This window comes from Kribbella speibonae (genome assembly GCF_004331375.1).
Lineage (GTDB): Bacteria > Actinomycetota > Actinomycetes > Propionibacteriales > Kribbellaceae > Kribbella > Kribbella sindirgiensis.
The window spans coordinates 178000-188976 of the sequence record NZ_SJKC01000004.1 but is presented as its reverse complement, the minus strand read 5'-3'; the positions used below and the strand labels follow the sequence as shown (position 1 = coordinate 188976).

8 protein-coding genes are annotated in these 10977 nt (G+C 68.0%); 2 read left to right on the top strand and 6 right to left on the bottom strand.

The genetic code is table 11. From position 1 onward, the window contains the following. The first annotated feature begins 105 nt into the window (after positions 1-105). A complete protein-coding gene (locus E0H92_RS28990; protein ID WP_131498501.1) occupies positions 106-1404 on the top strand; it encodes a RuBisCO large subunit C-terminal-like domain-containing protein in 1299 nt (432 codons plus the stop codon). 12 nt (positions 1405-1416) lie between these two features. Next, positions 1417-2649 (top strand): four-carbon acid sugar kinase family protein, encoded by a 1233-nt coding sequence (locus E0H92_RS28985; RefSeq protein ID WP_131498500.1) that lies wholly within the window; start codon positions 1417-1419, stop codon positions 2647-2649. On the opposite strand, the gene E0H92_RS44335 is transcribed toward E0H92_RS28985, so the two are convergent. From E0H92_RS44335 to E0H92_RS28960, 6 genes are all read right to left on the bottom strand, one after another. Beyond that, the gene (locus E0H92_RS44335) at positions 2621-3634 is read right to left on the bottom strand and encodes a glycoside hydrolase family 28 protein (RefSeq protein ID WP_165550089.1); all 1014 of its coding nucleotides are present in this window, start codon (positions 3632-3634) and stop codon (positions 2621-2623) included. The genes E0H92_RS28985 and E0H92_RS44335 overlap by 29 nt on opposite strands. A gap of 122 nt (positions 3635-3756) precedes the next feature. Further along, the gene (locus tag E0H92_RS44330) at positions 3757-5817 is read right to left on the bottom strand and encodes a hypothetical protein (protein ID WP_165550088.1); all 2061 of its coding nucleotides are present in this window, start codon (positions 5815-5817) and stop codon (positions 3757-3759) included. After that, on the bottom strand, positions 5817-7007 hold the full coding sequence (locus tag E0H92_RS28975) for a DUF5605 domain-containing protein (RefSeq protein ID WP_131463478.1): 1191 nt from the start codon (positions 7005-7007) through the stop codon (positions 5817-5819). Before E0H92_RS28975 ends, E0H92_RS44330 begins: the two co-directional genes overlap by 1 nt. Then, positions 7004-8398 (bottom strand): DUF5060 domain-containing protein, encoded by a 1395-nt coding sequence (locus E0H92_RS28970; protein ID WP_131463477.1) that lies wholly within the window; start codon positions 8396-8398, stop codon positions 7004-7006. The genes E0H92_RS28975 and E0H92_RS28970 overlap by 4 nt, the downstream gene beginning before the upstream one ends. Further along, positions 8395-9462: a sialidase family protein gene (locus tag E0H92_RS28965; protein WP_131463476.1), complete on the bottom strand. Its 1068-nt coding sequence runs from the start codon at positions 9460-9462 to the stop codon at positions 8395-8397. Before E0H92_RS28965 ends, E0H92_RS28970 begins: the two co-directional genes overlap by 4 nt. 4 nt (positions 9463-9466) lie before the next feature. After that, positions 9467-10969 (bottom strand): ABC transporter substrate-binding protein, encoded by a 1503-nt coding sequence (locus E0H92_RS28960; RefSeq protein ID WP_131463475.1) that lies wholly within the window; start codon positions 10967-10969, stop codon positions 9467-9469. Positions 10970-10977: the final 8 nt, after the last annotated feature.

Below are 10977 nucleotides of genomic sequence, written 5' to 3'. Positions count from 1 at the left end.
CCGACCCCGAAGTCAACCGGCTATCCACAGGCTGGCCGATCCGCCTTGTTTTCTTGAGGTTTACTGGCGGAGACTTGTCGGACCCGAGCAAAGGAGTCAGTTCCGATGACAGCATCCTTCGAGGTCGTCGCGACGTACCTGGTCGAGACGTACCTCCCGCTCGAGCAGGCCGCCGAAGCCATCGCCGGTGAGCAGTCGACAGGCACCTTCACGGCCGTCGCCCGGGAGACCCCCGAGCTCCGCGAACGGTTCGCCGCTCGCGTCCTCGCAGTCGAAGAAATCCCAGCCACCGGCAACGCCGATCTCCCCGGCGCGACTCGCCCCAACGGTGCGGGTCGCGCCGGGACTGCTCCACAGGCGGGAAAGCGGAGTGCGCGAGTCCGGGTCGCCTTCGGTCTGGACAACTTCGGGCCGTCGTTACCCAACCTGCTGGCCGCGGTGGCCGGCAACTTGTTCGAGCTGCGGCAGCTCGCCGGCATCCGGCTCCTCGACCTCGACCTCCCGGCGCCGTTCGCCCAGCGCTACCCCGGTCCGCAGTACGGCGTCCGCGGGACTCGCGAGCTGCTCGACCGGCCGGACGGCGTCCTGCTCGGCACGATCGTGAAACCGAGTATCGGGTTGCCTCCTGAAGACCTTCGGCTCGTCGTGCGCGAGCTCGCCGAGGCGGGGATCGACTTCATCAAGGACGACGAGCTGATGGGCAATCCGCCGCATTCGCCACTCGCCGAGCGGGTCGCGGTCGTCACCGAAGAGTTGGACAAGGCCGCCGCCCGCACTGGCCGGCGCCCCATGTACGCGTTCAACATCACCGACGACCTCGATCGGATGGCCGCCAACCACGACCTGGTCCACGCCGCCGGCGGCACCTGCGTGATGGTGTGCGTGAACCTCGTCGGCTTCAGCGCGCTCGCCTGGCTGCGGGAACGTTGCGCCCTCCCGATCCACGGTCATCGCGCGATGACCGGTGTGTACACCCGTGCGCCGCAGCTCGGCATCGATTACGTCGCCTGGTCCAAACTCGCCCGCCTGGCCGGGGCGGATCACCTGCATACCAACGGGCTGTCCAACAAGTTCTACGAGACCGATGAGGAGGTGCTTCGGTCCATTGCCGCCGTACGTACGCCTCTGCTGGGAGGCTACGAAACGCTGCCGGTGTTGTCGTCCGGGCAGACGCCTGGGTTGGCGCCGGAGACCTACCGGCGTACCAACACCACTGATCTCCTGGTGCTCGCCGGCGGCGGCATCCACGGCCACCCGAGCGGGCCGGGCGCGGGCGTGACCGCGATGCGAGCCGCCTGGTCCGCAGCAACCTCAGGCACAGCCCTGGACGCGGCCGCTGCGCAAGTCCCTGCCCTACAAGAGGCCCTGGACAAGTTCGGCTCGCCGTACGCCGGCGGCGCGTGAGTGGGAGTCAGCATGGTTGAGGCGGCGTTTTACGGGGACGACTTCACCGGGTCGACGGATGCGATGGTGCAGTTTGCGCGGGTTGGGTTACGGGCTGTGTTGCTCGTGACGTTGCCGTCGGCACCTGAGTTGCGGGAGCTGGCCGGGCGGTACGACGTGATCGGGGTCGCCGGGATCGCACGGTCGCTGCCGCCGGACGAGCAGGAAGCCGAGGTCCGTCCGGTGCTGGAAGCGCTGCGGGAGCTTGGGCCGCGGGTGCTGCAGTACAAGGTGTGTTCGACCGCGGACTCCTCTCCCAGCCGCGGAAGTATCGGACGCGCGCTGGAGATCGGGCGTGAGGTCTGCGGGCGGGCGGTTGTTCCGATTCTCATTGCGCAGCCGGAGCTCGGTCGCTACACGGTCTTCAGCCACCACTTCGCCGCCGAAGCCGGCACCATCCATCGCCTCGATCGCCAACCCACCATGTCCACGCACCCCTCCACCCCTATGCATGAGTCCGACCTCCGCCGGCATCTCTCACTCCAAACCGCCCTCCCGCTGAGTGCCCTTCACCTGACCAGCTATTCCAACGGCGCTGTCATGCCCGGTGGGGTTGGTGCGGTGGTGCTGGATGCGTTGACGGATGAGGATCTGCGGACGCTCGGGGGTGTGATTCTGCGGGACGGGTCCGCGGGTGAGGTGCGGTTTGCGATTGGGTCGGGTGGGCTGTCCCGGGCGTTGGGGCTGGCGCTTCGGCCGGAGGGTGAGGTTGTCGGCTCGGGTACGTCGGGTGCTGGTGGTCCGGTGCTGGTCGTGTCGGGCAGTCAGTCGCCGCGCACGGCCGAGCAGATCGAACATGCCCGCCTCGCCGGCTGGACCGTGCTACCACTCGACGACGAGGTGGCGGAGTGGGTGGTTGGCGCGTTTTCGGCGGGTGGTGAGGGCGTCGTCGTGCACACGAATGGGGTGGCGCCGGAGGAGCTTGGGTGGGTGCCGGGGGTGTTGGCGGAGGTTGTTCGGAGGGCGGCGGGGGTTGGCGTGCGGCGGGTTGTGGTTGCTGGTGGGGATACGTCGGGGCAGGTGTTGCGGGAGCTTGAGGTTAGGGCGCTCGAGCTTGCGGGAGGTGCGACGCCGATCTCGCCGGGCGTGCATCTGTGTCGGGCTGCCTCGGCGGTGCCGGGGGTTCATGGTCTGGAGGTGTTGCTGAAGCCGGGTCAATTGGGCGGCGTCGAGCTGTTCACGGAGTTTCAGAGGTGGTCAGGGTGAAGGATTCGACCGGTGCCTGGGGAGAGTCGTGGATCTCGACGGTTCGGGGCGCTGAGCGTACGGCGAGGTTGGTGACGGTGATGTCGCGGACGACGGGCGCGTGGCCGCCGAACTGTTCCGGTTCCGCGTGCCGGGTGGTGATCAGGATCGCGGAGGTCGTGACCGCGTCGACGACGACGTTCTCGACGGTGACGTGCTCGATCACGCCACCGCGCGAGGAGTTGGTCTTGATCCGCAACGCGTGGTCGACCCCCGATCCACCCGCGGGCGTGGTGATGTGGAGGTCCCGGGCGTGGATGCCGGATGCTCCGGCGGAGGCTTCGCTACCGATGGTCAGGGCGCCGTGGCCGGCGGTGAAGCGGCAGTCTTCGATCAGGATGTTGCGGGACGGGCGGCCGACGCGGCGGCCGTCGGCGTCGCGGCCGGACTTGACCGCGATGCAGTCGTCGCCGGTGGTGAACGAGCAGCCGGTGATGACGACGTTCTCGCAGGAGTCGGGGTTGCAGCCGTCGTTGTTCGGGCCGAGGGAGTCGACGGTGATCCCGCGGACGAGGACGTCGGTGCAGAACACCGGGTGCACCACCCACATCGGGGCGTTGACGATGCGGACGTCTTCGATGCGTACGCGACGGGAGGTGTGCGGCTGGATGAAGCTCGGGCGGAAGCCGTGACCGGGTTCGAAGATGCGGTCCTCGACGGGTACGTTGGCCTCGACCATGCGGAGGAGACGTTCCCAGTCGGTGCGTGGGCGGGTGCTGCTCCACCAGTTGTCCGTGGTCGCGCCACCGTCGAGGGTGCCGGTGCCGGTGATCGCGAGGTCTGCTTCGTCGTACGCGTAGATGAGTGGTGAGTGGCTGAAGCACTCGATGCCTTGCCAGCGGGTGCGGACGATCGGGTACGCCGCCGGGTCGGTCCGGAACCGGAGCGTCGCACCGGCGGACAGATGCAGTTCGACGTTGCTCCGCAGCCGGATCGGCCCGGTCACAAACACACCATCAGGCACAACCACACGCCCGCCAGTCATCGCACACGCGTCAATCGCCTCCGCAATCGCCGCCGTACAGTCCGCCCCAGCACGCTCAACGTAGTCCGTGATCAGGTAGTCGGTCATTGGAGGGGTTGGGTGCGTAGGGCGTTGGTTAGGGGGATGGCTATGACCCAGCTGGGGTTCCAGGTGTTGGTGTGGCCTCGGCGTTGCCAGTGGGTTTGGAAGACGGCTTCGCCTTGCTCGCCAGGCAGGGGGAAGTTCCAGTCGTTCGGAGCGGTCGCGACGCCTTGGGTGAGGGCTTGGAGGGTGGTGCGGGCAGCCTTCACGTAGGCGGGGCGGTTGGTGGTCAGGCCGAAGGACAGGAGTTCGTACGTCGGGAAGAAGGTGTCGAGGTGGTGGTTCTGGACGCTGACGGTCGGCCACCCGATCGCGTTGAACCCGGCGACGTGCAGCGGCGAGTCCTCCTCCTGTTCCGGGGACCAGACGTACACCCAGGTAAGAAGCCAATCGGCAGCGACTTCGCACCAGGTCGCGTAGAGCGGGTCGCCGGTGCGGCGGAAGAGCTCGTAGGCGGCCATGAAGTAGTACATGCCGGCTTCTTTGTCCTCGCACGCCGCGTCCAACGTGGAGCGAGAGAACGGACGATCGAAGGTACGCGCATGCTGGTCGTGATACCGAGACAGCCAGATCGTTGCGTCCGACAACAGCTCGGCGGAGGCGAGCACCGACGAGGCCTTGAGAGCGGCCAGTACGCACGGGATACCCGCCGCGGACACCGTCGTCGCGGCCGGCGTACCGTCGAGTCGCCATCCCACCGGAAAGGTTCCGTCAGCCAACTGGGCGGTGCCGCGGAGGAAGATCATCGCTTCTTCGAGGGCGTTGAGCCAGGACGGCGGGACGGGTTCGTCGTGGTCGCGGAAGAGCGTGATGACGTCGGCGAGGTCGCTGATCGTCTCGCCGTACGCTCGGCTGGAGACCATCGGGCGGTTGCCGGCGCGGAAGCTGGTCCAGCGCCGGGTGCTGACCTGGTACGCGTTGTGACGCAGGCCAGGAGTCGGCGTCGGACTACCGGCCAGGTAGAACTCGACGGCCGCACGGCAGCGGTCGATGCGCAGCCGGTCCCGGGTGTTGAACCCGATCTGCGCGTCACACCACGCGAGCTTCAGCGCCTGACCGGTCCAGCCGTACAGGAAATGCCGGGGCTTGCGCGGCCCGTTGCCCGGGATGTCGCTGAACTTGGTGTACCCGGCCACGGTCCCGGACTGGTACCACCGGTTGTCCAAGGCAACCGTCTTCAAGCTGATCAACTCGTCCAGAGCCAGACCGCGCGCGCTGGCGGCGGTGAAGAGCGTGCGGGCACTCTCGACAAGGTGCCGGAACGCGTGCCCGCGGAGTTCCTGCGGTCCCCAGTCCAGGACCAGGTGCTGGGTGTAGACCTCACCGGGCCGCAGCGTCAGGTACCCGTCGTCGGTCGTCTCGGTCTCGGCCTTGCTGACGTAGCGGACGTCCTGCTTGCCGTCGAACATCAGTACGCCGCTGAGAGCCGCGATCACCGGCCCGTCCTGCCGGATCGCGCCGAGCGAGCCGTACCGGACCTGACCGTCGCCGGAGCGCCGTGCCTGCGGGCGCGAGAAGACGGACAGCCAACGGCGTTCGCGGCCATCGCGCCATTCGAGGTTGACGCCGGGGATCGGCAGCCGGTCCTCTTCGGCGACGAAGCCGCCGCCGGGGGTGGGGCCGATGCGCGGTACGGCGCGGGCCGGGTCGGCGGACGGGTTGTCGTTGTAGATCAGGCCGGGGACGGTGAGCTGACTGTCCTTCGCCCGGCCGAGGTCGAGCAGCAGTCCGACGGCGAGGTCGGCGACGCGCTGCTTGCTGGTGTTGCGCCACCGGAGTTCGACGTCCAGCCGGTCGCCGTCGTCGAACGCCAACCGCACCTCGACCGCGAGCGGCCCGGTCCGGCAGCCCGCCCGGTGCTCCCCTGGCCGCCGCGAGATCCACCATCCGTCGGGAGACGTCAGTGGGCTGGGCTGCCAGGGGCGACCGGCCGAGCAGGTGAGGAGATCGCCGAGCGGGCGTTCCAGGTAGAGCGGACCGTCGGCCAGACCGAGCTCCAGCACCACACCGTCTGGTGTGCGACGCAACGAGGCTTGGCGTGACCCGGACGTGAGCGCGGGCATCAGGAGGTCCGGCGGATCTGAATGGCCTGGTACTGCGTGCCGGGCAGCCGAACCGTCAACGTGCCGGCACCCGTGACGCTCTCGCGGGTACGGCGTGCCGAGTGGTTCCACACGTCCAGTACGTCGACGTCGTACTCGCCCTCGGGCAAGGAGAACGTGCGGTCAGGGAACTGGTGCTCTCCGAGGTATTGGAGGTAGTACGAGCCGGGCACCGCGAGCGTCGGAGCGTCACGGTAGTCGTCGATCGGCTCCACGCCGTCGGGCAGCTCGTCCAGCACCTCCCGCAACAGCCGCAGCCGTTGCGCGACGACGCCAGTGGGTCGGCTGCCTCCGTCCGACCAGGGCACCACGCTCACCGACGACGGGTCGACGTACCACTCGCCGTGCGTCACGTAGGCCCCGCGCACCGTGCCTTCCCAGATGCGAGTCAGCATCTCTTCCGGGTGGAGGCTGGTGTCCGGGGTCGTGCCGTTGCCTTCGTGGCCGCAGGCGTCGACGAAGACCGGCTTGGCGTAGTCGCGGCGCAGGACCGACACACCGCGGAGGTTCTCGAGACGGACGCTCAGGTGTGTGAGCCACGGCGGTCCCGGGTCGGTTGCCTCATGCATCGAGATCAGGTGGTGGCTGGGGTCGAGCTCGGCGATCAGCTCAGCGAGCCGCCGCACGGCAGAGGCTGCTGTGCCAGGCTCAGGCGACAAGCACCAGTTGACGTTGCGGTACGCGGCCAGGCGGTTCACCGCGTCGCGGACGACGGCCTCGTCCATCGGCAGGACCAGGTCGGCGACGATGTCGACAGCCAGCAGGTCGCGGACCTGTTGCTCCGCGGCCTCCGACATCCGAAGGCGGACCCGATTGAACGGCGAGGCGGCGAGCGCCGGGCGGGCGGCGGCCCACTGCTGCGGGTCGCCGAACCAGGCAGTCGTGAGTGGGTGGTACGGCGTTCCGTCCGCCCAGCGCAGTGTGGTGCCGGAGCGACGGACGGGACCACGCGAGGTCGCGGGCGTGCACTCCAGAGTACCGCCATCGTACGACCAAACTCCTTCCAGAGAAGGGCTGTAGCGGACGATCCACTCGTCGCCCGACTGGAACGGTGCGGCGTACGCGGTGGCGCCGGACGTGTGGCGGAACAGGACGCCGCCCGGACCGGGCACAGGTAGTTCGAGCACGTCCCAGCGTGCTACTGACGTCATCGGGTCCCTCTCAGGGCGAGGTACGGGGTGGCGGGCAGTGGGATGTGGCTCGGGCCGGAGTACTCGGCCAGCGGGGTGATGGTCATCGCCCGCGTGTCGATCAGGTCGAAGTGGAACGGCGAGCCGTCCGGCAGGTCCAGCTCGACAGCGGACGGCTGACGGTCGCCGAGGTAGTGCAGGACGCAGCGGTCCGCGTCGACCTCACCGTCGGACTGCCGCGGCAGCCCGGCGAACACGGCCCGGAGGAAGTCGATCCGCTCCGGACTGTCGCCGTACAGCCGGCCGCCGATCGAGATCCATGCGCGGGTCTCGCGGTCGACGAACGATTCGCCGTGCCCGACGTATCCGCCGAGCGACATGCCCTGCCAGAACCGGTGCACCATCTCGTCCGCGGTCAGGTTGCCCCAGCGGCGGCCGGCGTTGCCCTCGTACCCGATCTCGTCGATCACCACCGGTTTCGGGCAGTCGCGCCAGGCGGCGACCTCGGCGCCGTCCCAGTGCTGCACGCTCTGGTGGGTGATCCACGGCTTGCCGAAGTCGTACGGCGTGAAGACCTCGTACATCTTGGTCCCGTTGTGGATCGACCGCAGCCGCTGGTACGGGTCGTACCGCTGCACCAGCTGCAGCAGCCGATCCCAGTCGGCGATGGTCTTGAGCCGGTTGAAGTCGTACTCGTTCGACAGCGACCACCAGACATTCCGGTACGCCGCGAGCCGCGCGACGACGTACCGCAGATAGGCCGCGTCCTGCGCCGGGCTCATCCGGTCGAAGCCCCACACGCCGCGGTCGTACGGGTGGAACAGGATCAGGTCCGCCTGGATGCCCAGCCCGAGGAGGTCGGCGACGCGGGACTCGAAGTGCCGGAAGAACTCCGGGTCGTACCGCTCGACGTCGACGGAGCCGGGCGTGTTGCCCGCGAACGGGGTGCGCTCGGGGCGCATCCCGTCCGTGGGCAGCAGGCACATGCGGACCTTGTCGAACGGTGCCGAGCGCAACGATTCCAGGGTCAGCTCCTGGAGTTCCTTGGTCTCGTACGTCCAGTGGTAGCAGGTCGTGCCGACGCAGTCGTACCGCGTGCCGTCGGTGTAGGAGAAGTGGTGCTTGCCGAGTACGTCGACCGGCCCGTGGTTCCCGGGCCCCGGCGGGGAGCACACGAAGGTCCCGCACTGGCCGTCGAGCTCAGGAGCGGAGCTCGACGTGATGTACGACCACTCCCCCTCGCGGTCCGGGGAGAACCGCGCGCGGTAGACACCGTCGCCGTCGTAGAAGCCGTCGACGGTGACCATCCGGTTCCGGAACTGGTAGGTGACCTGGAACTCCAAGGCGAACGGGTTGCCCTCGGAAGGCCCGGACAGCGTGAGCTCGTGCAGGCCCCACTTCTCGATACTCATGGCAATCGGTCTCCTGCCTGGATCCACTCGGGCGCCAGGGTCACGTGCTTGATGGTCTTGCGCAGGTACGAGTACGCGACGTGCAGCTGCCCGTCCCGCGTCTGCAGCAACGTCGGGTACGAGTAGCCGAACTCGTTGTCGCGGTACTCCTCGTCCTGCACCTGCAGGTTCCGCCAGTACGGCCAGGTGGCGCCGTCGTCCTCGGACAGCGCCAGCGTCAGCGGGGTCCGCAGGGTCTTCCGGCGTACGCCGCCCTTGCCGTCGTCGACCCAGCGGAACTGGTCGCGCTCCGCCGACGAGTCGTTGAACACCAGGACGAGCCGGCCGTCGGCCAGCCGGAGCACCTGGACCGCCGAGTTGTTGTTCGGCAGCGCGGTGCGTTCCGGCGAGGTCCAGGTGCGGCCGTTGTCCTTCGACACCGACCGGTGGATGCGGTCGGCGGCGCGGCTGCGGAAGTACCCGACGAGTTCGCCGGGCGACAGCTCGACGACGCTCATCTGCACCTGGCCGACCGCGTCCGGCAGTTCCACCGTCGACCACGTCTCGCCGCGATCGGTGCTGAGCTTGAGCACCGTCCGCTCGGCGGTCTTGTCACAGTCGTACGCGGGCAGCAGCCAGTCGCCGTTGCTCAGCACGACCACCGGGTTGCGGATGAACGAACCGAGGTGGTCGAACAGCACCTCGGACCGTTCCCAGGTCAGTCCGCCGTCGTGCGACACCCGGCGGATCACGCGCGAGGTCGACTGATCATGCGGCTCGTTCGACGTGTGCAGCAACCAAACGTCATCGCCCGGAGTAACGAACAACAGCGGGTTCTGTTCGGAGCGCTGGGCGTCGGACGACAGCTGCACCGGCTCGGTCCAGGTGTCCGATCCGGCGGGGAGGCGGGACAGGACGATGTTGGTGTCCGGCTCGCCCTCCCCCGGGCCGTTGAACCAGGCGCACAACAGGTCACCGGCAGCGGTCTCGACCAGCGTCGCGGCGTGGCTGTCGCCCGGATGAATGGTGGGCAGGAGGGCCGCACCCTCGCGGATGCGGCCGTCGAACCTGGGGTCGTTCACCATGCCATCACCACGTCAGTCCGCGGGCGACCTGCGCCTTGATGTAGTCGGGGATGTCCTGCGTCTCGGTGACCAGCAGCGACGAGTCGACGTCCATGCCGTCCTTGAGGACGTGCTGCCGGAACACCTTGTACAGCGGGATGTCCCAGTACTCGGTGTTCTGGTAGTTCTTGATCACCGCGTTCTCGCCCCAGTACACGGCCGACGTGTCGATGGCGGCCAGCTCCGGGATCGCCGTACCGAACGCGTTCACGACGGCGTCGGTCTTCAGCACCGCCTTCATGCCGTACGACGAGATGCGGGTCTGCATCTCCTCCGACACCAGGTACTTGACCACGTCGAGCGCCTGGTCCTTGTGCTGCGACTGCGGCGGGATGAACGCGGCCCGGGTGTCCGGCTGGTAGATCGTCTTCGAGCCGCGGGACAGCACCGGCATCGAGGTGACGCCGATCTGCACGCTCTTCGCCCACTCGGCGAACTGCGCGGCGTCGTCCTCCTCGATGTAGTAGGAGCTGAGCGCGTACGCGTTCAGCTTCGACAGGTTGTTCACGGCCATCGCGAGGTGGCCGGGGAAGCTCATGTCGCCCTTGAAGAAGTCGTCCACCGTGGTGAAGTTGTTCCGCGGGATCATCAGGAACCGGTGCAGGTTGTTCGCGACCGACTTCCACTCGGCGCTCGTCAGGTTGACCTTGACGTCCTCGGGCGCCGGCTGCTCGCTCGAACCGGGCACGAACGGGTAGAGCCCGAGCTGATTCATCGCGAGGTAGTTGTCCGGGTGCTGCATGTAGCCCTTGTAGTGGTCGATCCCGACCTGTCGCGTGAGCTTCTGGGCCAGCTTGTAGACGTCGTCGTACGTCGACCCGACGCCCGGGTACCGGACGCCGAACTTGTCGAAGATCTTCTTGTTGTAGAAGAGCAGGCTCTCGTCGATCCACAGCGGGACGCCGTACAGGCCGCCGTCGGAGCGGGACTTGATCTGCTCGACCGAGCCGACGTTCAGCGTGCTGAGGTCGATACCGGCGCCCTGGATCAGCGAGGTGATGTCCTGCGTCCAGCCGAGCGGCTCGAGGTCCCGGTCGATCCGCAGCCGCGGGTCCTCCAGGATCAGGTCCGGCACCCGGCCGGCCTTGGCGATGTCCTCGTAGCGGATCGGGTAGTCCCAGGTCGCGTACTTGACCTTGATGTTCGGGAACTTGGCGCGGATCGCGTCGCCGAACACGGCGTCGAAGTACCGGTGCGCCTCCCGCCCGTCGTCGTTGCCGCCGAGCTCGAACGGCTTGAAGTTGGCGGCGAACACGAACAGCTCGTCGTCGGCGACCGAGAACGGCACGTTGTACTTGTTCGGGATGTCCACGACTCCAGCCGTGGATTGCGCGGCGGCGCGCGGGATCGCACTCGTCGAACTGGCGGCCGCGGGAGACGTTTGCAGAGCACCGCCGAACGCGGCCAGTCCACCGATCAGTGCGCCATTGCGTAACAGTCCACGACGGGACATGTTTCCTTCGGACATGAGAAGAC

Excerpts from the sequence above, each read along its gene's own strand:
- E0H92_RS44330 (WP_165550088.1), bottom strand. The coding sequence starts at position 5,817 with ATGCCCGCGCTCACGTCCGGGTCACGCCAAGCCTCGTTGCGTCGCACA.
- E0H92_RS28985 (WP_131498500.1), top strand. The coding sequence starts at position 1,417 with ATGGTTGAGGCGGCGTTTTACGGGGACGACTTCACCGGGTCGACGGAT.
- E0H92_RS28990 (WP_131498501.1), top strand. The coding sequence starts at position 106 with ATGACAGCATCCTTCGAGGTCGTCGCGACGTACCTGGTCGAGACGTAC.
- E0H92_RS28970 (WP_131463477.1), bottom strand. The coding sequence starts at position 8,398 with ATGAGTATCGAGAAGTGGGGCCTGCACGAGCTCACGCTGTCCGGGCCT.
- E0H92_RS28975 (WP_131463478.1), bottom strand. The coding sequence starts at position 7,007 with ATGACGTCAGTAGCACGCTGGGACGTGCTCGAACTACCTGTGCCCGGT.
- E0H92_RS28965 (WP_131463476.1), bottom strand. The coding sequence starts at position 9,462 with ATGGTGAACGACCCCAGGTTCGACGGCCGCATCCGCGAGGGTGCGGCC.
- E0H92_RS28960 (WP_131463475.1), bottom strand. The coding sequence starts at position 10,969 with ATGTCCGAAGGAAACATGTCCCGTCGTGGACTGTTACGCAATGGCGCA.